This window comes from Sphingomonas adhaesiva (assembly GCF_036946125.1).
Lineage (GTDB): Bacteria > Pseudomonadota > Alphaproteobacteria > Sphingomonadales > Sphingomonadaceae > Sphingomonas > Sphingomonas adhaesiva_A.
On record NZ_JAQIJT010000002.1, the window covers coordinates 1025403 to 1047434 of the forward strand.

Genomic DNA, 22032 nt, shown 5'->3' on the forward strand with positions numbered 1-22032 from the left:
CGAACGGACCTTGGACGACGAGGCTGAACGGACGCGCTAAAAAAGGAAAGGCGCCCGGGCCGTTTCCAGCCCGGGCGCCCCCATCGGCGCCTCGAAAAGGGAGCAAAGAGACGCCAATTCCTCGACGCGGCCCCTTGCCCGGGTGTCGCGTCAGGCGGCCTTCGACTCGTCGGCCGAGCTGTCCTCGACCGCGGTCAGCGGGGCGCCGGTCTTGATCGCGATCGTCTTCGGCTTCATCGCCTCGGGCACCTCGCGGACGAGGTCGATCACCAGCAGGCCGTCGTTCAGCCGTGCGTCCTCCACCAGCACGAAGTCGGCGAGCTCGAACCGCCGCTCGAAGCTGCGGTTGGCGATGCCGAGGTGCAGGAAGTGGCCGTTGTCCGCCTTGTCATCCTTGCGGCCCGCGACGACCAGCAGGTTCTGCTGCGCGACGATCTCGATCTCGCCACGGCTGAACCCGGCGACCGCGAGCGTGATGCGATAGCGGTCGTCCGCCACGCGCTCCAGGTTGAAGGGCGGATAATTTTCGGACGTACCGCGCGCATTCTGCTCGATCATGTCGAACAGCCGGTCGAAACCGATGGCGGAGCGGCGATACGGGGTCAGGTCGAAACGCATGTCAAATCCTCCGATGAGCTATCTGAAGCGGGCGCCCGGTCATCCGCGGCACCCTGGTTCCCGTGCGGCCCGTCCAGCGGCACCGCACACCGAAAAGATGGGGCCGGTGTGAAGCGTTTCAAGGGGTCGCTGAAACTCCTACTTTCTTGATCGGGTATCGCGGCTCCAGCATCTTCCGCGGCAACGAAAGACCGATCCAGGGGGACAGATGTCGATCACGCTTGCCTTGTTGCTGGCCGCGCAGGCCGGGACTGCCGCCACCCCGCCCACGACGCCGTCCGAGCCGACCCCGGCGCAGGTCGTGGTGGGGGCGAGCACCCCCGGCTCGCCGACGCGTACCGAGGAGGAGGTGCAGCGCAGCTCCGCCGCGGCGGACGTGGTCGTGACCGCGCGCCGCCGCTCGGAGCAGGTGCAGAACGTGCCGATCCCGATCTCCGTCGTCGGGGTGAAGGAGCTGGACAATACCGGCAGCTTCAACGTGGCGCGGTTGCAGCAGCTGCAACCGACGCTGCAATTCTACTCCACCAACCCGCGCAATTCCTCGGTCAACATCCGCGGGCTGGGCGCGCCGCTGGGGCTGACCAACGACGGGATCGAGCAGGGCGTGGGCGTCTATATCGATCAGGTCTATCTCAGCCGCGTGGCGGCGGCGACGCTCGACTTCCTCGACGTCCAGCAGATCGAGACGCTGCGCGGCCCGCAGGGAACGCTCTACGGCAAGAACACCGTCGCGGGCGCGATCAGCATCACCAGCAAGGCGCCCAGCTTCACCTTCGAAGGCCGGGCCGAGGTGACCGCGGGCAATCTGGCGTTCAAGCAGGCGAAGGCGTCGATTTCCGGCCCGCTGGGCGACACGGTCGCGGTGCGGCTGGGCCTGTCGACCACCGACCGGCGCGGCACGATCTACAACGTGCGCACCGGCACCTACGTCAATTCGCAGGACAATCTGGGCGTGCGCGGCGCACTGCTGTGGAAGGCGAGCGATACGCTCAACGTCACGCTGTCGGGCGACTACAGCCGGCAGGACCCGCAATGCTGCGCGCAGATCTTCGTCCGCGTCGGCAGCACGCAGCGCCCGGTCAACCGCCAGTTCGATGCGCTGGCGGCCGCGCTCAATTACGAACCGCCCAGCCGCAACGCCTTCGACCGCGTGACCGACCTCGATGCGCAGCTTCAGGCGCGCAACGTGCTGGGCGGCGTGTCGCTGCGCGGCGAATTGCAGCTGGGGGAGGGGACGCTGACCTCCGTCACCGCGTGGCGCTTCTGGGACTGGCTGCCCGCGAACGACCGCGATTTCACCGGGCTGCCGATCACCACCCTGTCGCAGAATCCGACGCGGCAGGACCAGTTTACGCAGGAATTCCGCTACGCGGGCGAGGGCGAGGGGTTCAATTACGTCGCCGGGCTATTCGCTTTCTATCAGGACATCCACACCACCGGCACCCAGCGGCAGGGGTCGGCGGCGAGCCGCTGGCTCATCAATCCCTCCAGTGCGCTGGCGAACGATCCCTCGGTGCTCGACGGGCTGACCGCGAGCAACGACATCCGGCTGAAGAACTTCTCCGGCGCGGCGTTCGGCAAGCTCAACTGGGACGTGACCGATCAGGTCACGCTCTCGCCGGGCGTTCGCCTCAACTACGACGACAAGGTCGGCAGCTATGTCAGCATCGTGCGCGATGCGCAGGGCAACCTCGTCCCCGCCACCGGCGGCACCGCGCGGCAGGCGGCGCAGCGCGACGCGATCCAGCCGCAGGCGTTCGAGGGCGAGGCGTATCGCGCATGGAACGTCACGTACGACGTTACCGCGTCCTACAAGCCGTCGCGCGATATCCTGATCTACGGCACCTATGCCCACACCTTCAAATCGGGTGGGCTGAACCTGAACGGCGTGCCGGTCGTGAACGGCGTGGTGCAGACCCAGCTGGCACAGATCGCGCCGGAAAAGGTCGATCATTTCGAGATCGGCGCGAAGTCGCAATTCTGGGACCGGCGGATCACGCTGAACGTCACCGGCTTCTGGACGCAGATCAAGGACTATCAGGCGGTCGTCAACAACCAGTCCACCTCGACGCTGCGCGGCTATCTGGCGAATGCGGGTAAGGTACGGGTGCGCGGGGTGGAGGCCGATGTCTCGGTCCGTCCCAGCGACCGGCTGAACGTGTACGTCAACAGCGCGATCACCGATGGCCGCTATCTCGACTTCAGGAATGCGCCGTGCCCGCCGGAATTGTCCGGCGGCCCCGCGGCGCCGATCGGAAGCGCCGGGGGGGCCGCGGGCGTGCCGGGCGCGGCGAGCCCGGTGGTGTGCGACATCTCGGGCCAGTGGCTGCCGGGCATCTCGCGCGCGGCCTTCTCCTACGGCGGCGAATATAACGTCCCCGCCGCGCTCTTCGGGCAGCAGGGTGAGGCCTATGTCGGGGTCGACGCCAATTCGCGCAGCAAATTCTCGTCCAACGCCTCGCGGTCGATCTACACCGACATCGACGGTTATACGCTCGCCAACTTCCGTCTGGGCTATCGCACCGACAGCGGGGTCAACGTCTTCGGCTGGGTCCGCAATGCGTTCGACAACAAATATTACGAGGTGCTGGCGACGACTCCGGGCAACACCGGGTTGATTGCGGGCAATGTCGGCGACCCGCGGACCTATGGCATCACGATCGGAGCGAGCTTCTGAGGGGCCGCCCCCGCCGTCACCCCGGCCTTGAGCCGGGGTGACGCTTCCGGCGACGACTACGAAAGAAGAAGCGGGATGCCGGATCAAGTCCGGCATGACGGAGGGAGGAGGGAAAGGCCGCCGACGTTCCGCGGACTCCCGTCATTCCCGCGCAGGCGGGAATCCAGACGCGCTGCCGTTCGTGATGGAGGCTCGTCGTCGGCCTATCTGATTTCCCGCCTGCGCGGGAATAACGAAGGGAGGGACCGCCGACGGCGAAGCCGCCGGCTTGACGTCGGACGGGTCCGGCGTTGCCGGCCCGCCGGCCGATCGGGGCGCTGCGCCGCTGGCGCACCGTCCGGCTTGCCGGACTGCGCCCCAACGCAAACGCCCGGGCCGTTTTCACGACCCGGGCGCCTGCGTGACGATCGCTCGTCAGCCCCCTAATCCAGTCCTCCGCCCGCACGCCTCGTGAAACGAAGCGGGGCTGGAAGACATTCCCCGAACCACGGCCTGTTTGCCTGTGTGCCAGTAGCGATCGTATGCGCCGCGCATGGTGACGCTGTCGATACAAATGAACGGGAGCTAAACCGAATGTGGCGCGGCTGTGGCGAAATCGCCACAGCACCTCGATCGGCCCCGTTGCACCTCGCGGGCGCCCGGCCTAGAGCCTGGTCCATGTTATTGTCGCGCTATGAAAGCATGATCGCGCGGCGCTATCTGCTGCCGGGCCGGGGCGAGCGGTTCATCGTGCTGGTGGCGGGGTTCTCGCTCGGCGCGGTGATGCTGGGCGTCGCGGCACTCGTCATCGTGATGAGCGTCATGAACGGGTTCCGCGCCGAGCTGTTCGACAAGATCGTCGGGCTGAACGGTCATGCGGTGGTGCAGGGATTCAACGGCCGCCTGCCCGACTGGCGCCGTGTGGTCGCCGAGGCGAAGGCGACCCCCGGCGTCACCAGCGCGGTGCCGATGATCGAGCAGCCGCTGTTCGCCACCTACAACGGGCGCGCCGAATTCATCCTGCTGAGGGGCATGCGGGTGCAGGACATCCGCGGCAACCCCGCGATCCGCAGCAAGGTGGTGGCCGGCAATCTCGACGCGGTGACCCCCGGCAGCGACAACGTGGCGATCGGCGCGCGGCTGGCGGAGGCGCTGGGTGCCACGATCGGCTCCGAAATCTCGCTGGTCAGCCCGCAGGGGCAGACGACGCCGTTCGGCACCGTGCCGCGCATCGTCAACTACACCGTGGCCGCGGTGTTCGAGGTCGGCATCTACGATTACGACAAGGCCTATGTCATGATGCCGCTGCCCGATGCGCAGACGTTCCTGCTGATGGGGGACAGCGTCGGCATGGTGGAGATCCAGACCGTCGACCCCGACCGCGTCGGCCCGATCCTGGCTCCCTTGTCGGCGAAGGTGCAGGGTTACGGCGTCGTCGCCGACTGGCGGCGGCTGAACGCGGAGCTGTTCGACGCGCTGGCGGTGGAGCGCGTGGCGATGTTCGTCGTGCTGTGCATCATCATCCTGGTCGCGGCGTTCAACATCGCCAGTTCGCTCATCATGCTGGTCCGCTCCAAGACGCGCGACATCGCGATCCTGCGGACGATGGGGGCGAGCCGGGGGGCGATGCTGCGGATCTTCATGACGGTCGGCACCACGATCGGGGTGCTCGGCACGATCGCGGGGCTCATCCTGGGCGCTGTGTTCCTGTTCTTCCGTCAGGCCGTCGTCGATTTCGTCCAGCTGGTGACGGGGCAGAACCTGTGGGACCCCTCGATCCGCTACCTGACGCATCTGCCGTCCAAGCCCAATCCGGTCGAGATCACGCTGATCGTGATCGTCACGCTCGTCATGACGTTCCTCGCGACCGTCTACCCGGCGTACAAGGCGGCGAGTACGGACCCGGTGCAGGTGCTTCGCTATGAGTGACGCGGTCCTGGAGACGCGCGGCCTCGCGCGCAGCTTCACGCAGGGCGAGACGACGATCCACGTCCTGCGCGGCGTCGACCTGGCGATCGCGCCGGGTGAGATCGTGGCGCTGGTCGGCCCGTCCGGCTCGGGCAAGTCGACGCTGCTTCAGGCGGTGGGGCTGCTCGAGGGCGGCTTCTCCGGCTCGATCCGCATCGCGGGTACGGAAGCGGCGCAGCTGGACGCCGCGGGGCGCACCGATCTGCGGCGGGACCGGCTGGGCTTCATCTACCAGTTCCACCACCTGCTGCCCGATTTCAGCGCGATCGAGAATGTCGTCCTGCCGCAGCTGATCCAGGGCGGCACCCGGGCCGTCGCGGAGGAGCGCGCCACCACGCTGCTCACTGCGCTGGGCGTGGGCCACCGCCTGACCCACCGCCCGTCGCAGCTCTCCGGCGGCGAGCAGCAGCGCGTCGCGGTGGCACGGGCGCTCGCCAACCGGCCCGCGCTGGTGCTGGCCGACGAGCCCACCGGCAACCTCGACGAGCATACCGCCGATGTCGTGCTCGCCGAATTCCTGCGGCTGGTCCGCGGCGAGGGCTCGGCCGCGCTGGTGGCCACCCACAACGAGCGGCTGGCCGCGCGGATGGACCGCGTCGTGCGCCTGCACGAGGGGCAGTTGCAATGACGCGCTGGCGCGAGACGCCGACGCTCATCGGGCGTCACGTGACCTTGCGCCCGCTGACCGTCGACGATGCCCCCGCGCTGGCCGCCGCGGCGGGCGACGGCGACCTGACCGAGCTGTTCTTCGCGAACGTGGCGGGGCTGACCGATCCCGCCGCCTTCGTCGCCGCCGCGCTCAGGGAACGCGACTATGGCCGCGCGCTGCCGCTCGCGGTCGAGACGCCCGATGGCCGCGTCGTCGGCCTCACCCGGCTGATGCGGATGAGCGAGGCGCATCGCCGCGTGGAGATCGGCGGCACCTTCTACGCCCGCTCGGTCCAGCGCAGCGGCGTGAACACGGAGGCCAAGCTGCTGCTGCTCACTCATGCCTTCGACGTGCTGGGGTGCAACGTGGTGCAGATCCGCACCGACTGGTTCAACAAGCGGTCGCAGGCGGCGATCGAGCGGCTCGGCGCCAAGCGCGACGGCGTGCTGCGCGCGCACCAGGTGATGAACGGCCGGGTCCGCGATATCGTCGTCTATTCGATCATCGCGGGCGAATGGCCCGGGGTGCGCACGAATATCGAATTCCTGCTGAGGAGAGCGCGATGACCGCCATCACCGACTTCACCGTGAAGGCCGCCGACGGCAGCCCCGCCTCGCTGGCGCCTTATCGCGGCAAGGTGCTGCTGATCGTCAACACCGCCTCCAAATGCGGCTTCACCCCGCAATATCAGGGGCTGGAGGCGCTCCACCGCAAGTACGGCGAGCGCGGGTTCGAGGTGCTGGCCTTCCCCTGCAACCAGTTCGGCGCGCAGGAGCCGGGCGATGCGGCGGAGATCGCGAATTTCTGCTCGCTGACCTATGACGTGACCTTCCCGGTCTTCGCGAAGATCGACGTCAACGGCGACGGCACCGACCCGCTGTTCGCGCAGCTGAAGTCGGATGCGCCGGGCGTGCTGGGGTCGAAGGCGATCAAGTGGAACTTCACCAAGTTCCTGATCGACCGCGAGGGCCGCACCGTGGAGCGCTACGCCCCCACGACCAAGCCGGTAGATATCGAGAAGGATATCGAAGCGCTGCTGTGACGGGGGCAGGCTACACGCTCGCCATGACGGGAGTAGCCTACGCCGGCACGCCGAACGGCTTCGCCCCGCTGCGGTGGTCCCACGCCGCGGCGATGGCGGTGACACCGCCCATCAGGAAGCTGATGCCCAGGATGAAGCCCGGCAGCGTCAGCGCCGACCACGGCACGGTCGCGACGATGAACACCGCGAGCAGCAGGTTCACCGCGCCCAGCGCGATCATCAGCCCGCGCCGCCGCCGCGCCTTGATGCCCCAGTAGACCTCCAGCGCGCCGCGCACCGCCAGCCACACCGCGACCATCAGCGTCAGCGAGATCGCGCCGGTCATCGGCTCCATCACCATGATCGCGCCGACGATCACGGAGACGAGCCCGAAGACGACCGAATAGGCGCGGCTCTCATGCCCGTGCCCGAACAGCCCGGCGGCGATTGCGAAGACGCCGGAGATGAAGAAGAACGCCCCGATCGTCACCGTCGCGGCATAGGTCGCGGCGAACGGCCAGGCGAAGGCGGCGATGCCGACCAGCGACGACACCACGCCATATGCCATGATCCAGCCCCAACCGGCGCCCATCACCGGCGTATCGGATCGCACATCGTCCATCGTCTTCCACCTTCCTTTCGTCGATGCGGCGAACGGGTGGGGCATGGGGGGGTTCCGTGCTGGTCGAATCGGCGTGGCGGGCCTATCCTGGGTTGATGGCGCATTCCGGGTTCGTACCGCTCCGCATCTTTTCCTCCTACACGATGCTCGATGGCGCGATCGAGCCGAAGGCGATCGCGAAGCGCGCCGCGAAGCTGGGCTTTCCCGCCGCCGGCCTGACCGACCGCAACGGCCTGTACGCCGCGATGGCCTTTTCCGACGCCGCGGCGGGCGCGGGCGTCCAGCCGGTGATCGGGACGATGCTGGGCCTCGCGCGCCCCGACATGCCCGACGGCGCGCCGCCGGTGATCGACTGGATCGCGCTCTATGCGCAGGACGCAACCGGCTACGACAATCTGTGCGCGCTGGTCAGCCACGCGCATCTCGACCGCCCGCTGGAACTGGCGCCGCACGTCGGGTTCGACGTGCTGAGGCGACATGCCGCCGGCCTGATCGCGCTGACCGCGGGCGGGGAAGGGGGCGTCGCGCGCCTGTTCGCGGAGGATCAGCCCGCGCGCGCCGCGGCCTATGCCGACCGGCTCCACGCGATCTTCCCCGATCGCCTCTATATCGAGCTGTCGCGCCGCGACGATGCGGTGGAGGAGAAGGCGGAGGAGCATCTGCTCGACCTCGCCTACGACCGCGGCTGGCCGATCGTCGCGACCAACCCCAGCTGCTTCGAGGAGGCGAGCTTCGGCGACGCGCACGACGCCATGCTGTGCATCGCGCATTCCACCTATGTCGAGAGCGAGGATCGCCCGCGCAGCTGCGGCCATGCGTGGATGAAGCCTGCCGAGCAGATGATCGCGCTCTTTCACGACCTGCCCGAGGCGATCGCGAACACGCTGGTCGTGGCGCAGCGCTGCGCCGTCGCCGCGCCCAAGCGCAAGCCGATCCTGCCCAGCCTCGCGGGCGACCGCGAGGGCGAGGCGACGATGCTGCGCGACCGCGCGCGCGCGGGGCTCGCGGCGCGGCTCCGGCGGATCGAGGAGCTGGGCCAGGCGGGCGACGCGGGGTGGCAGGACGCGTACAAGGATCGCCTGGAGTTCGAGCTCGACGTCATCATCCAGATGGGCTTTCCCGGCTACTTCCTGATCGTCGCCGACTTCATCCAATGGGCGAAACAGCATGATATCCCGGTCGGGCCGGGGCGCGGATCGGGCGCGGGTTCGGCGGTCGCCTGGGCGCTGACGATCACCGATCTCGACCCGCTCCAGCTCGGGCTGCTGTTCGAACGTTTCCTGAACCCGGAACGCGTGTCGATGCCCGACTTCGACATCGACTTCTGCGAAACCCGCCGCGGCGAGGTCATCCGCTACGTGCAGGAGAAGTACGGCCGCGATCAGGTCGCGCAGATCATCACCTTCGGAAAGCTGAAGGCGCGCGCGGTGCTGAAGGACACCGGGCGCGTGCTCCAGATGAGCTACGGCCAGATCGACCGGCTGGCGAAGCTGGTGCCCAACCACCCGACCGATCCGTGGGACCTGAAGCGCGCGCTGAACGGCGTGCCGGAGCTGGCGAAGGAATATTCCAACGACAATCAGGTCCGCCACCTGTGGGATCTGGCGACCAAGCTGGAGGGGCTGCCGCGCCACTCGTCGACCCACGCGGCGGGCGTGGTGATCGGCGACCGCCCGCTGGCGCAGCTGGTTCCGCTCTACCGCGATCCGCGCTCCGACATGCCCGTCACGCAGTTCGACATGAAATATGTCGAGGGCGCGGGGCTGGTGAAGTTCGACTTCCTCGGCCTCAAGACGCTGTCGGTGCTCAAGAAGGCGATCCAGCTGCTCGCCAAGCGCGGGATCGCGGTCGATCTCGACGCGCTGCCGTGGAACGACGAGGGCGTCTACAAACTGCTTCAGCGCGGCGACACGGTCGGCGTGTTCCAGCTGGAATCGGAGGGGATGCGCCGCACGCTGTCGGCCGTCCGCCCGTCCAATTTCGGCGACATCATCGCGCTCGTGTCGCTCTACCGCCCGGGCCCGATGGACAACATCCCCTCGTTCGGCAGGCGTAAGCAGGGGCAGGAGGAGATCACCTATCCCCACCCGCTGCTGGAGCCGATCCTGAACGAGACCTACGGAATCTTCGTCTATCAGGAACAGGTCATGCAGGCCGCGCAGGTGCTGGCGGGCTATTCGCTCGGCGGCGCGGACCTGTTGCGGCGCGCCATGGGCAAGAAGATCAAGGCGGAGATGGACGCGCAGCGCGCCACCTTCGTCGCGGGCTGTGCCGAGCATAACGGGATCAAGGCGGATTACGCCAACCAGCTGTTCGACCTGATCGACAAGTTCGCGGGCTACGGCTTCAACAAGAGCCACGCCGCGGCCTATGCGCTGCTGGCGTACCAGACCGCGTGGCTGAAGGCGCATCATCCGGCCGAATTCTTCGCCGCGTCGATGTGCTACGACATCCATCTCACCGACAAGCTCGCGATCTTCGTCGACGACATGCGCCGGCTGGGGGTGCCATTGCTGGCACCGTGCATCAACGCCAGCGACGCCGAGTTCGACGTGCAGCCGGCCGGCGACGAGCAGGCATATGGCGTCCGCTATGCGCTCGCCGGGCTCAAGTCGGTCGGCGAAGGCGCGATGGAGAAACTGATCGAGGAGCGCGCCAACGGGGCGTTCCGCAGCCTCGACGACTTCGCAAGCCGGGTCGACCCGCGCCTGCTCAACAAGCGCCAGCTGGAGACGCTGGCCGCGGCGGGCGCGTTCGACGCGCTGGAGACGAACCGCGCGGGTGTCCACACGGTCGCGGAGACGATCCTGGCGATCGCCGCCAGCACCCACCACGGCCGCACCAGCGGGCAGGGCGGGCTGTTCGGCGACGATGCGGGCGGGGCGGGTGACGTCATCAAGCTGCCCGCGACCGCGCGCTGGAGCCTGGCCGAGCGGATGGAGCAGGAGAAGGAAGCGTTCGGCTTCTACTTCTCCGCGCACCCGGTCGACCGCTACCGCCACCTGGCGAAGATGCACGGCGCGCGCAGCTATGTCGCGCTCGGCGAGCTGCCGATCCCGGAGGGCGCGCGGGTGATGGCGACGATGGCGGTGATGGTGGAGGACGCCCGCTGGCGCACGTCCGCGCGCGGGCGCCGCTACCTGATGGCGACGCTGTCGGACGCCTCCGGGCAGTTCGTCGCGACCTGTTTCGAGGACGGCACCTCCACCGATCTGGAGGAGGCGGCGAAGAACGGCGGCTGCGGGCTGATGACGGTCGAGCTGGATCGCCGCCCGGGCGAGGAAACGCCGCGCGTCTCGATCAAGGCGATCCGCCCGTTCGAGGGACTGGCGACGACCACCCGCTTCGCGCTGGAGGTGACGGTCGACGACCCCGCCGCCGTCACCGCGCTCGCCGCGCTGATCGGCCCGCTGCGCGGCGCGCGCGGCAAGGTGACGCTGAAGGTGCCGCTCGCATCGGACGAGGTGGCGGTGGTGATCCTCGACCGCGACTTCGCGCTGGATGCGGAGCTGGCGGAGCGGATCGAATCGTTGCCGGGCGTGACCAAGGTCGAGTTCGATATCGAGGAAACCCGCCTCCGCTCGGTGGGGTGACGCACCGACAACGTCATTGCTTCGCTACGCTCGCAATGACGAATACTCGTCCATCAAAACAACTCCCCCTGCGCCCCCGCCGGCGGGCGGAACAGGTCGCAGCGCAGGTCCAGTTTGCGCCGCTCGTCGCTGAACCCCGCCCGCGTCCGCGCGATCCGGAACCGGGTGCGCAGCAGGTCCGCCCACGGCCCTTCGCCCTTCATCCGCGAGCCGAAGCGGGGGTCGTTGTCGCGCCCGCCGCGCAGCGACTGGACGATCGCCATCACCTTGCCCGCACGGTCCGGGAAATGTTCGTCCAGCCATGCGCGAAACAGCGGCGCCACCTCCCACGGCAGCCGCACCGGGATGAAGGAGACGCCCCGCGCCCCCGCCGCCGCGGCGCGCGCGACGATCGCCTCCACCTCGCCATCGGTGATCGCGGGGATCACCGGCGCCATGTTGACATAGGTCGGCACCCCCGCGCTCGCCAGCCGCGCCACCGCCGCCAGCCGCCGTTCGGGCGTGGGCGCGCGCGGCTCCACCGTCATCGCGATGCGCGGATCGAGCGACGTGACCGAGATCGCGACCGCCACCAGCCCCTTCGCCGCCATCGGCGCCAGCAGGTCCAGGTCGCGCACGACGCGGTCGGACTTGGTGGTGATGACCAGCGGATGATCGCACGCCGCCAGCACCTCGACCACGCGCCGCGTCACCTGCCACTCGCGCTCGATCGGCTGATAGGGATCGGTATTGGTCCCCATCGCGATCGGCTGGCACGCATATCCCGGCCTGGCCAGTTCGGCGCGGAGCAGCGCCGCGGCATCGGGCTTGGCGAACAGTCTGGTCTCGAAATCCAGCCCCGGCGACAGGTCGTGATACGCGTGGCTCGGCCGCGCGAAGCAATAGATGCAGCCATGCTCGCAGCCGCGATACGGGTTGATCGAACGGTCGAACGGCACGTCGGGCGAGCGGTTGCGGGTGATGATCGTGCGCGCATGCTCGACCGTCACCGTCGTCCGCAGCGCCGGCGCGGCGCCATCGACCGCTTCGCGCGCGTCCAGCCAGTCGCCGTCCGCGACGGCCTGCGGCAGGTTGAGGCGCCGGCTCTCGGCGTTCAGCGTGGCCCCGCGGACCGCTCGATTCTTCGGCGTCGGCATGGTCCGATCGTATCGCGCCCATCGGAACGGATCAAGAACATAGGCGCCCGCGGCAAACTTCATCCGAATCGGATCAATGCGACGCCGGCCGCCGATCCGCATGATCTAAGACGGTGGCGTATCAGGGGGAGAAGTCGGTTGCTCATCAAGAATCGCGCGCAGGCGGAACGTGTCCGCAGCGAATGCTACAAGCTGGTCACGCGGCGCGCGATCGTCTCGGCGGCGACCGGCGCGATCCCCTTTGCCGCGGCGGGTGCGACCAGCGACGTCCTCAACCTCACCACGCTGCTGCCCAAGATCAACGCGAAGTTCGGGCTGGATCCCGATCAGATCGACGGTCTTGACGAACAGGTGAAGGAACAGATCGCGGTCATCGCCGGGCGGATCGGCACCCAGCTGATCGGCAAGCTGATAACCGAAACCGCGATCGTCGCGATCCTGAGGCAGGTCGGCGTCCGCGTCGCGGTCAAAAGCGCGGCGTCGTTCGTCCCGGTCGTCGGCAACACCGTGTCCGCGGGCATGAGCTTCGGGATGATGAAGCTGGTCGGCAACAGGCACGTCGACGACTGCTTCCGCTTGGTCACCGAGTTGCTGGACGATCAGGAGAGCATAGTCAGCGTTCCAGCAGCCGGGGCATGAGCTCGACGAAGTTGCAGGGGCGGTGGCGGCTGTCGAGCTGGTCCTTCAGGATGCCGTCCCACGCATCCTTCACCGCGCCGGTCGATCCGGGCAGCGCGAAGATATAGGTGCCGCGCGCCACGCAGGCGCAGGCGCGGCTCTGTACCGTCGAGGTGCCGATCGTCCGGTAGCTCAGCCAGCGGAACAACTCGCCGAAGCCGGGGATCATCTTGTCGGCGACGCGCTCGACCGCCTCGGGGGTGACGTCGCGCCCGGTCACGCCGGTGCCCCCGGTGGTGATGATGCAGTCGATGCCCGTGTCGTCGATCCAGCGGTCGAGCTGATCGGCGATCGCCGCCATGTCGTCGCGCAGGATCAGCCGCGCGGCGAGCTCGTGCCCCGCCCCGGTCAGCCGCGCGACGAGCGTGTCGCCGGAGCGATCCTCCGCCGGCCCGCGCGTGTCGGACACGGTCAGCACCGCGATACGGATCGGCTGGAACGTGCGGCTTTCGTCGATCGGCATCGCGCGACCCTAGCGGATGCGATCGTGCGGGACCAGCAGGCCCTGTTCGCCGCGCCAGGCGGTGATGCCATAGACCCGCGCGAGCAGATCCGCCGTCAGCACCGCGCCCGGCGCGCCATCCGCCGCGACCCCGCCGTCTGCGAGCACCAGCACCCGGTCGCAGAAGCGCGCCGCCAGCGTCAGGTCGTGGAGCACCGCCACCACCAGCCCGCCCGCATCGGCCTGCGCGCGCAACAGTTCCATCCCCTCGATCTGATGCGCGGGGTCCAGGCTGGCGAGCGGCTCGTCCGCGATCAGCGCGGGCGCCCCCACCGCCAGCGCCCGCGCCAGCAGCACCCGCGCACGCTCGCCCCCCGACAATTCAGTCGCGGTGCGCGTCGCGAGATGCATGACATCGGCGCGCGCCATCGCCTCGGCGACCGCGGCATGGTCGGCGGGCGACAGGCGCGAGAAGGGGGCGAGGTGCGGCAGCCGCCCCAGCGCCACCAGCCGCTCGACCGTCATCGGCCAATGCAGCGTCTGCCCCTGCGGCAGATAGGCGATCCGCCGCGCCAGCGCCGCCCGCGTCAGCGTCCGGCGCGGCGCACCGTCGACAGTCACCGCGCCGCGGTGCGGCAGCAGCGCCAGCAGCGCGCGTACCAGCGTCGACTTGCCCGCGCCGTTGGGGCCCAGCACCCCGACCAGCGTACCGGGCGTCCAGTCGAACGACACGTCGTCCAGCACCTGCCGCTGGCCGAGCGAGACGCCCAGCCCCTGCGCGACGATGCTCACCACAGCCGCCGCTCCCGCATCAGGTGCAGCAGGAAGACCGGCACCCCCAGGAAGGCGGTGACCACCCCCAGCTTCAGTTCGTTGGTGGTCGGGATGACGCGCACCGCGACATCGGCCAGCGTCAGCAGCGCCGCCCCCGCCAGCGCGCTGGGCCACAGGATCGCGGAGGGTGTACGGTCGGTCAGCGGCCGGATCAGATGCGGCACGATCAGCCCGACGAAGCCGATCGCGCCCGACACCGCGACCGCGCCGCCCACGCCGATCGCGACGCCCAGCAGCAGCCGTATCCGCGTGCGCGCCAGATCGACGCCCAGCGCCGCCGCGCCGTCCTCGCCCAGCGTCAGCGCGTCGAGCGCGCGCCCCTGTCCGGCCAGCAGTGCGGCGCCTGACGCGATGCACGGCAGGGCCAGCGCGACGTGGCGGAACGAGCGATCCTCCAGGCTCCCCATCAGCCATGTCATGATCTCCATCGCCGCAAAGGGATTGGGCGACAGGTTCAGCGCCAGGCTGGTCCCCGCGACCGACAGCGTGGAGATCGCGATCCCCGCCAGGATCAGCGTCAGCGCGCTGTCGGAGCGTCGCGCCAGCGCCAGCAGGACGCCCAGCGCCACCAGCGCACCGACGATCGCCAGGACCGGCAGCGCGATCTCCTGCGCGGTCGCCAGCCCGAAATACAGCGCCACCACCGCGCCCAATGCCGCGCCGTTCGACGCCCCCAGCACCGACGGCTCCGCCAGCGGGTTGCGCAGATAGCCCTGCAGCGCCGCCCCGGCGAGCCCCAGGATCGCACCCACCGCCAGCCCCAGGATCGCCCGCGGCAATCGCAGCTCGATCAGGATCGCACGCTCCACCGGGTCGCCATGCCCAACCAGCGCCGCCAGCGCGCGCGCGGGCGGGATACTGGCGCTGCCGACGCCCACGCTCAGCGTCAGCGCGATCAGCGTGGTCAGGATCAGGGCCGGCCACAGCCAGCGGCGATAGGTCACGGATGGAGAAGCCTTCTCGTGGCGGTCGACGCGCCGCCTAGCGCGAAAGGGGCAGGGGAGGCAAAGGGCGATCATGCGTCTCCTGCTCCTCCTGCCCCTCCTACTTGGCGTCACCGCGGCGGCGCCCGTCGCGGCTCCGCGGCGGATCGTGTCGCTGAACCTGTGCGCGGACCAGTATCTCCTGGCGCTGGCGGACCGCGCACAGATCGTCGCGCTGACGCAGTTCGCCACCGATCCGCAGATGTCGGCCGCGGCGGCGCAGGCGCGCGGGCTTCGAGCGACCCGCGGATCGGCGGAGGACGTGCTGGCGCTTCGCCCCGATCTCGTGCTCGCCTCGCCGTGGCAGGACCCGCTGGTGACGACCCATCTGGCGGCGCGCCATATCCCCGTGGTCGCGCTCCCCCCCGCCGCGGATCGCGCGGCGATCGTGGCGCAGGTGCAGCAGGTCGCGGACGCGGTCGGGCATCCCGCCCGCGGAGCCGCGCTGATCGCGGCGATGGACCGCGCGCTGGCGACGTTGCCCCGCACCGCCGGCCGCGGCCGCACCGCCGCTTATTATCAGCGTCGCGGGTTCCTGACCGGCACCGGAACGCTCGTCGACGACCTCATGCGGCGCGTGGGGCTGCGCAATCTCGCCACGCGTCTGGGAAAGCCTGCGCTGGCGCACGTCGGGCTGGAGGAGATGGCGCTGGCGAGGCCCGACTATCTCATCGTGGAAACCGATGCGGAACGCGTCGCCGATCGTGGGACCGAGATGCTTCACCATCCGCTGCTGGAGCGTATCCCGCGGCTGCGCCTGCCCCAGGCATGGACGGTGTGCGGCGGCCCGGCCTATGTGAAGGCGGCGGTGTCGCTGGCGCGGCAGCTGCGCGCGCAACCGCGCTGATGCGTGCCACGTTGTCCTGACGCCGATTGCCTCGTAGAGACGCGCGCATGGCCGATCCGTTCTACATCACCACCGCCATCAGCTACCCCAATGGCCGCCCGCATATCGGCCACGCCTATGAGGCGATCGCCGCCGATGCGATCGCCCGGTTCCAGCGGCAGGCCGGGCGCGACGTGCGCTTCCAGACCGGCACCGACGAGCACGGGCTGAAGATGGTGCAGACCGCACGCGACAAGGGCGTGGAGGTGCGCGCGCTGGCCGACGAAATGTCCGGCTATTTCAGGGCGATGTGCGACGCGCTTGGGATCGGCTACGATCGCTTCATCCGCACCACCGACGCCGATCACCACCGCGCCAGCCAGGCGATCTGGCAGGCGATGGCGGATGCCGGCGACCTGTACCTCGACCGCTACGAGGGCTGGTATTCGGTCCGTGACGAGGCCTTCTACGACGAAAAGGAACTGGTCGAGGGGGAAGGGGACGCAAAGCTCTCGCCGCAAGGAACGCCCGTGACATGGACCGCGGAGGAGACATGGTTCTTCCGCCTGTCGAAATACCAGCAGCCGCTGCTCGATCTCTACGCCGGCAGCCCCGATTTCATCCGGCCCGAGGCGCGGCGGAACGAGATCCTGCGCTTCGTCGAGGGCGGGCTGTCCGACCTGTCGGTGTCGCGGACCAGCTTCGACTGGGGCGTGCCGGTGCCGGGCAGCCCCGGGCACGTGATGTACGTGTGGGTCGATGCGCTGACCAACTATCTGACCGGCGCGGGCTATCCGGACGGCGACATGCCGTACTGGCCCGCCGACCTGCACCTGATCGGCAAGGACATCGTCCGCTTCCACGCGGTCTATTGGCCCGCTTTCCTGATGTCGGCGGGTATCCCCCTGCCGAAGACGGTGTTCGGGCACGGCTTCCTGCTGCATCGCGGGGAGAAGATGTCGAAGAGTCTCGGCAACGTCGTCGATCCGCTTGATCTGGCCCGTGCTTTCTCCGTCGACGGCCTGCGCTACTTTCTCCTGCGCGAGGTCAGCTTCGGGCAGGACGGCAGCTATTCGGCGGAGGCGATCGTCACCCGCGTCAACGCCGAACTCGCCAACGCCTTCGGCAATCTGGCACAGCGCACGCTGTCGTTCGTCGCCAAGAACCTGGGCGGCGCCTTGCCCGGCATCGGTCGCGCCGACGCCGCCGATGGCGCGCTGATCGAGGAGGTCGTCGTCGCCTGCGCCGGGCTGAAGACCGCGTTCGGCGACCTGATGCTCAGCCAGGGGGTCGAGGCATGGCTGCGCGGCGTGTTCGCCTGCAACCAGTATATCGACGCGCAGGCGCCCTGGGCGCTGCGCAAGACCGACCCGGAGCGGATGCACGCGGTATTGCGCACGCTGGTCCGCGCGATCCGGATGCTGGCGATCGCGATCCTTCCGGTCGTGCCGGAGGGGGCGGGCAAGGTGCTCGACCTGCTCGGCGTCGAGGCGCGCGACCACGCCGCGATCGACGACGACGGCTGGTATGAGCGCGCGGAGGCGGCGGGCTTCGTCCTCGCCGCGCCCACGCCCGCCTTCCCGCGGCTGGAGATGCCGGTCGAGGCGGAGCCCGCCTGATGCTCGCCGACAGCCATTGCCACCTGAATTACAAGGGGTTGGCGGAGGAACAGCAGGCGGTGCTCGAACGCGCCCGCGCGCGCGGCGTCACCGCGATGCTCAACATCGCGACGCGTGAGAGCGAATGGGACGCGGTGCTGGCGACCGCCGAGCGCGAGGCCGATGTCTGGGCCACCGTCGGCATCCACCCGCACGAAGCGGATCGGCATCCCCACGTCGATACCGCGAAACTGATCGCTCGCGCGCGGCATCCGCGCGTCGTGGGAATCGGCGAGAGCGGGCTCGATTACTTCTACGACCATTCCGATCGCGCCCGGCAACAGGCCAGTTTCCGCGCGCACATCGCCGCGGCGCGCACCGCGGGCGTGCCGATCGTGGTCCATACGCGCGATGCCGAGGACGACACCGCCGCGATCATGCGCGAGGAGATGGAGGAGGGGGCCTATGCGGGCGTCATCCACTGCTTCACCGCCAGCGGCGCGTTCGCCGACACGGCGCTCGACATGGGGCTTTACATCTCGATTTCGGGCATCGTGACGTTCAAGAACGCCACCGACCTCCAGCAAACCGCCGCCCGGCTGCCGCGCGAGCGCCTCCTGATCGAGACCGATGCGCCCTTCCTCGCCCCCGTACCGCATCGCGGCAAGACCGGCGAACCTGCGTTCGTCGCCGATACGGCGGCGTTCCTCGCCCGTCTGCGCGACGAGGATGTTGAGGAATTGCAGCACTATACCGCCGACAATTTCCACCGGCTCTTCGCCAAGACGGTGGCATGAAGGTCCGCATCCTCGGCTCGGGCACGTCGTCGGGGGTGCCGCGCATCGGCAACGACTGGGGTGATTGCGACCCTGACGAACCCCGCAACCGCCGCACCCGTTCGTCCCTGCTCGTCGAGCACGGCGGCACGCGCATCCTGATCGACACCAGCCCCGACATGCGCGCGCAGCTGCTGGACGCGGACGTGGCCACGGTCGATGCGGTGATCTGGACCCACCAGCACGCGGATCACGTCTTCGGCGTCGACGATCTGCGTCAGCTCTTCCACGCTCTCGGCCGCCCGGTCGCGGGCTATGCACGCCCCGCCACCGCGGCCGCGCTTCAGCAGCAGTTCGGCTACGTCTTTCGCGGCCATCAGGGCTATCCGCCGACCGTTTCGCTGTCACCCTTGCCCGACCGGCTCACGATCGGCGACATCGCCATCACCGTCACCGATCAGCCGCATGGCGCGATCACCTCGGCCGGGCTCCGCTTCGAGGCGGACGGGCGCGCCGTTGGATATGCCACCGATTTCAACGTCATGACCGACGACATGTGGACGATCTATCAGGGACTGGACCTGTGGATCGTCGATGCGCTGCGCCGGCGCCCGCATCCGACGCACCCCGATCTGGCATCCGCGCTCCGCTGGATCGGCGAGCTTCGTCCGAAGAAGGCCGCCCTGGTACATATGGATCAGACGATGGACTATGCCGGCCTCGTCGCCGAACTGCCGCGCGGGATCGAGCCGGGCTACGACGGCTGGGAAGCCGCATGGTAGCGCAGACGCTGATCCTGCTGCTCGTGCTCATCCTGCCGTTATCGGCGCTCATGTCGCGCCGGCTGCCGTGGCGGACGGTCGCGGTCTATGCCGGCGCCTGGATCGCCATCTTCGTGATCGGGTGGATCATGGTCCGCAGTTTTACATAATGCATATTATCGATTTAGGGGATGAGAACGGATGATCGACCGACTGGTCGCGATCATGGCGCGGCTGCGTGGCCCCGGCGGCTGCGAATGGGATCGCGCGCAGACGTGGCAGACGATCGCCCCCTATACGATCGAGGAAGCCTATGAGGTCGCCGATGCGATCGCGCGCGACGACGTCGCCGACATCAGGGACGAACTCGGCGACCTGCTGCTACAGGTGGTCTTCCACAGCCGCATCGCCGAGGAGCGCGGCGCCTTCACGCTGGCCGATGTCGTCGCCGGCATCAGCGACAAGATGGAACGTCGCCACCCGCACATCTTCGGCGAAGCGACCTCCGGCGGCCGCCATATGTGGGAGGAGATCAAGGCCGCAGAGCGCGCCGAGCGCGGCGCCGCCAGCGCGGTGGACGGCGTCGCCGTCGGCCTGCCCGCGCTGATGCGCGCCGAAAAGCTCCAGAAGCGCGCCGCGCGCACCGGCTTCGACTGGCCCGACGCCAGCGGGCCCCGCGCGAAGGTGGACGAGGAACTGGCCGAGGTCGAGGCCGCGACCACGCATGAGGAACGCGTCGACGAGATCGGCGACCTGCTGCAAGCGGTCGTGAATTGGGCCCGGCACCTGGGCGTCGACGCCGAAGCCGCGCTGCGCCAGGCGAACGCGAAATTCGAACGCCGCTTCCGCGCGATCGAGACCGCCGGCGGCGAGGCCTTCGCCGCCATGTCGCTGGAGGAGAAGGAGCACCTCTGGCAGACGGTCGCCAAGGCGCGCTGACCGCGTCAGCGCGACGCGAAGCGCTCGTAATCCGCCGGCGCCATCCGGACTTCGTAGACGATGCGATCGCCGTCGACCTCCTGATCCAGCACCTCGCCGTGCGCGTGGAGCCATGCCGCCCCTGCGCCGTCGCCGGCATCCAGCGTCACGGCGTAGCGCTGATGCCCCGCCGTCAGCAGGTCGCCGATACGGCGGATGAGCGCCTCCACCCCCTCACCCGTCAACGCGGAGATCGCCATGACGTCGTCGCGCCGCGCCGCCTCCGCCAGCAGGTCGTCGCGGGCGTCGCCGTGGAGCAGGTCCAGCTTGTTCCACGCCTCGATTCGCGGCGTCGTCTCGGACACGCCGACCTCCGCCAGCACCGCCTCGACATCGGCCTTCTGCGCCGCGGTGTCGGGATGCGCCACGTCGCGGACATGGATCAGCAGATCGGCCGACACCACCTCCTCCAGCGTCGCCTTGAACGCGGCGACCAGCTGCGTCGGCAGTTCGGAGACGAAGCCGACCGTGTCGGACAGGATCGCCTTGTCGATTCCCGGCAGCGTCACCTGACGCAGCGTCGGGTCCAGCGTCGCGAACAGCAGGTCCTCGGCCATCACGTGCGCGCCGGTCACGCGGTTGAACAGCGTCGACTTGCCCGCGTTGGTATAGCCGACCAGCGCGATCACCGGCCAGGGCGCGCGCTGCCGCCGCTCGCGGTGCAGCCCGCGCGTCCGCGTCACCTGCTCCAGCTCCCGCCGCAGCCGCGCCATGCGGTCGCGGATCAGGCGGCGGTCGGCCTCGATCTGCGTTTCACCCGGACCGCCCAGGAAGCCGAAGCCGCCACGCTGCCGCTCCAGGTGGGTCCAGCTGCGCACCAGTCGACCGGATTGATAGTCGAGATGCGCGAGCTCGACCTGCAACCGCCCCTCGGCGGTCGCGGCGCGCTCGCCGAAGATTTCCAGGATCAACCCCGTCCGGTCGATCACCTTGGCCTCCAGCGCGGTCTCCAGGTTGCGCTGCTGGATCGGCGTCAGGCTGCCGTCGACGACGATCAGCGCCGCCTCCTCCATCCGCGCCCGCGTCGCCAGATCCTCGATCTGGCCCGACCCGATCAGCGTCGCGGCGCGCGGGGTGCGGACGCGGAACGCGACACGGTCCACCACCGCGACGCCGATCGCCTCGGCGAGGCCGGCGGTTTCCTCCAGCCGCGCCTCGGCATCGCGCGACGATCCGCCCAGATCGGGGTAGACCACCACCGCGCGCGCGCCGCGGGTCACATCGTCACGATCGCGGTCGAACCCGGTGCTCACTCAGTCGTCATCCTCATCGACGCCCTGTTCCTCGGCGAGGTTGAGCGGTCGCGACGGCTGGATCGTCGACACGGCGTGCTTGTAGACCAGCTGCGCCATGCCGTCGCGCTGGAGCAGCATGCAGAACAGGTCGAAGCCGGCGATCGCTCCCTGCAGCATCACGCCGTTGACGAGGAACATCGTCACCGGATCCTCGCTCTTGCGCACCGCGGACAGGAAAATGTCCTGGAGCAGCGGCTGCTTCTTGGGCGCGTCGCTCAACTGCCCGACGATGCCGGGCACGTCGATCGGCCCCGCGGGCATGATCGTGGAGATGGCGTGCTTGTAGATCAGCTGCGACTGGCCGTCGCGGCGCAGCAGCACGGAGAAATTGTCGAACCAGGTGACGATGCCCTGGAGCTTCACGCCCTTCACCAGGAACATGGTGACGGGGGTCTTGGACTTGCGCAGCGCGTTCAGGAACAGGTCCTGGAGCGAGGTCTGCTTGTCGGCCATGGATGCTTGGTCCTTCTTATTGGCGGGAGGTTCCCCGCGGATGCGCCGTTGCCGGCGTCGATGAAGGCCGCTCGAAGCGGCAGGCCCTAGCTAGGATGCCGGGGACGCGGCGTCCAGATGCGCGCGATCACATCGTCGCCCCGGC

At 69.0% G+C, this 22032-nt stretch carries 21 protein-coding genes; 13 read left to right on the top strand and 8 right to left on the bottom strand.

Annotated elements, in window-relative coordinates:
- Window positions 1–150: 150 nt before the first annotated feature.
- Window positions 151–618 (bottom strand): Hsp20 family protein, encoded by a 468-nt coding sequence (locus tag PGN23_RS11080; protein ID WP_335302928.1) that lies wholly within the window; start codon window positions 616–618, stop codon window positions 151–153.
- Window positions 619–826: 208 nt separating this feature from the next.
- On the opposite strand from PGN23_RS11080, the gene PGN23_RS11085 reads away from it, so the two are divergent.
- The 5 genes from PGN23_RS11085 to PGN23_RS11105 all read left to right on the top strand — a co-directional run bounded on the left by PGN23_RS11085 (window position 827) and on the right by PGN23_RS11105 (window position 6933).
- Complete coding sequence (locus PGN23_RS11085; protein WP_335302929.1) at window positions 827–3295, top strand: TonB-dependent receptor; 2469 nt, start codon at window positions 827–829, stop codon at window positions 3293–3295.
- Between the two features lie 657 nt (window positions 3296–3952).
- A complete protein-coding gene (locus tag PGN23_RS11090) occupies window positions 3953–5203 on the top strand; it encodes a lipoprotein-releasing ABC transporter permease subunit (protein WP_335302930.1) in 1251 nt (416 codons plus the stop codon).
- A complete protein-coding gene (locus PGN23_RS11095) occupies window positions 5196–5870 on the top strand; it encodes an ABC transporter ATP-binding protein (RefSeq protein WP_335302932.1) in 675 nt (224 codons plus the stop codon). Before PGN23_RS11090 ends, PGN23_RS11095 begins: the two co-directional genes overlap by 8 nt.
- Complete coding sequence (locus PGN23_RS11100; RefSeq protein ID WP_335302933.1) at window positions 5867–6457, top strand: GNAT family N-acetyltransferase; 591 nt, start codon at window positions 5867–5869, stop codon at window positions 6455–6457. Before PGN23_RS11095 ends, PGN23_RS11100 begins: the two co-directional genes overlap by 4 nt.
- Window positions 6454–6933: a glutathione peroxidase gene (locus tag PGN23_RS11105; RefSeq protein WP_335302934.1), complete on the top strand. Its 480-nt coding sequence runs from the start codon at window positions 6454–6456 to the stop codon at window positions 6931–6933. The genes PGN23_RS11100 and PGN23_RS11105 overlap by 4 nt, the downstream gene beginning before the upstream one ends.
- Before the next feature lie 37 nt (window positions 6934–6970).
- Here the strand turns inward: PGN23_RS11105 and PGN23_RS11110 are convergent, their stop codons facing one another.
- Entirely contained in the window at window positions 6971–7534 is a 564-nt protein-coding gene (locus PGN23_RS11110; protein WP_335302935.1) for an HdeD family acid-resistance protein, read from the bottom strand.
- 95 nt (window positions 7535–7629) lie between these two features.
- Between PGN23_RS11110 and dnaE the strand changes: the two genes are divergently transcribed.
- The gene (gene dnaE, locus PGN23_RS11115; RefSeq protein WP_335304577.1) at window positions 7630–11127 is read left to right on the top strand and encodes a DNA polymerase III subunit alpha; all 3498 of its coding nucleotides are present in this window, start codon (window positions 7630–7632) and stop codon (window positions 11125–11127) included.
- 53 nt (window positions 11128–11180) lie between these two features.
- Here dnaE and PGN23_RS11120 read toward each other — a convergent pair whose 3' ends face one another.
- Window positions 11181–12263, bottom strand: a complete 1083-nt coding sequence (locus PGN23_RS11120; RefSeq protein WP_335302936.1) for a PA0069 family radical SAM protein — start codon at window positions 12261–12263, stop codon at window positions 11181–11183.
- A gap of 138 nt (window positions 12264–12401) precedes the next feature.
- Between PGN23_RS11120 and PGN23_RS11125 the strand changes: the two genes are divergently transcribed.
- The gene (locus PGN23_RS11125; RefSeq protein ID WP_335302937.1) at window positions 12402–12902 is read left to right on the top strand and encodes a hypothetical protein; all 501 of its coding nucleotides are present in this window, start codon (window positions 12402–12404) and stop codon (window positions 12900–12902) included.
- Here PGN23_RS11125 and moaB read toward each other — a convergent pair.
- From moaB to PGN23_RS11140, 3 genes are read right to left on the bottom strand one after another with little or no spacing between them, the layout of a single operon-like run.
- Window positions 12877–13404, bottom strand: a complete 528-nt coding sequence (moaB, locus tag PGN23_RS11130) for a molybdenum cofactor biosynthesis protein B (protein WP_335302939.1) — start codon at window positions 13402–13404, stop codon at window positions 12877–12879. The genes PGN23_RS11125 and moaB overlap by 26 nt on opposite strands.
- A gap of 9 nt (window positions 13405–13413) precedes the next feature.
- Window positions 13414–14178, bottom strand: a complete 765-nt coding sequence (locus tag PGN23_RS11135) for an ABC transporter ATP-binding protein (RefSeq protein WP_335302940.1) — start codon at window positions 14176–14178, stop codon at window positions 13414–13416.
- Window positions 14172–15161: a FecCD family ABC transporter permease gene (locus PGN23_RS11140; RefSeq protein ID WP_335302941.1), complete on the bottom strand. Its 990-nt coding sequence runs from the start codon at window positions 15159–15161 to the stop codon at window positions 14172–14174. The genes PGN23_RS11135 and PGN23_RS11140 overlap by 7 nt, the downstream gene beginning before the upstream one ends.
- A 73-nt stretch (window positions 15162–15234) precedes the next feature.
- On the opposite strand from PGN23_RS11140, the gene PGN23_RS11145 reads away from it, so the two are divergent.
- The 6 genes from PGN23_RS11145 to mazG are packed head-to-tail and all read left to right on the top strand — an operon-like array spanning window position 15235 to window position 20100.
- Complete coding sequence (locus PGN23_RS11145; protein WP_335302942.1) at window positions 15235–16047, top strand: ABC transporter substrate-binding protein; 813 nt, start codon at window positions 15235–15237, stop codon at window positions 16045–16047.
- Between the two features lie 47 nt (window positions 16048–16094).
- Window positions 16095–17645, top strand: coding sequence for a methionine--tRNA ligase (metG, locus tag PGN23_RS11150; protein ID WP_335302943.1), 1551 nt, complete (start codon window positions 16095–16097; stop codon window positions 17643–17645).
- On the top strand, window positions 17645–18421 hold the full coding sequence (locus PGN23_RS11155; RefSeq protein WP_335302944.1) for a TatD family hydrolase: 777 nt from the start codon (window positions 17645–17647) through the stop codon (window positions 18419–18421). Before metG ends, PGN23_RS11155 begins: the two co-directional genes overlap by 1 nt.
- Window positions 18418–19182, top strand: coding sequence for an MBL fold metallo-hydrolase (locus tag PGN23_RS11160; RefSeq protein ID WP_335302945.1), 765 nt, complete (start codon window positions 18418–18420; stop codon window positions 19180–19182). Before PGN23_RS11155 ends, PGN23_RS11160 begins: the two co-directional genes overlap by 4 nt.
- A complete protein-coding gene (locus PGN23_RS11165; RefSeq protein WP_335302946.1) occupies window positions 19176–19331 on the top strand; it encodes a hypothetical protein in 156 nt (51 codons plus the stop codon). Before PGN23_RS11160 ends, PGN23_RS11165 begins: the two co-directional genes overlap by 7 nt.
- Before the next feature lie 31 nt (window positions 19332–19362).
- On the top strand, window positions 19363–20100 hold the full coding sequence (gene mazG / locus PGN23_RS11170) for a nucleoside triphosphate pyrophosphohydrolase (RefSeq protein ID WP_335302948.1): 738 nt from the start codon (window positions 19363–19365) through the stop codon (window positions 20098–20100).
- A 5-nt stretch (window positions 20101–20105) separates the two neighbouring features.
- Here the strand turns inward: mazG and hflX are convergent, their stop codons facing one another.
- The gene (gene hflX / locus PGN23_RS11175; protein WP_335302950.1) at window positions 20106–21392 is read right to left on the bottom strand and encodes a GTPase HflX; all 1287 of its coding nucleotides are present in this window, start codon (window positions 21390–21392) and stop codon (window positions 20106–20108) included.
- Entirely contained in the window at window positions 21393–21929 is a 537-nt protein-coding gene (gene hfq, locus PGN23_RS11180) for an RNA chaperone Hfq (protein WP_335304578.1), read from the bottom strand.
- Between the last annotated feature and the right edge of the window lie 103 nt (window positions 21930–22032).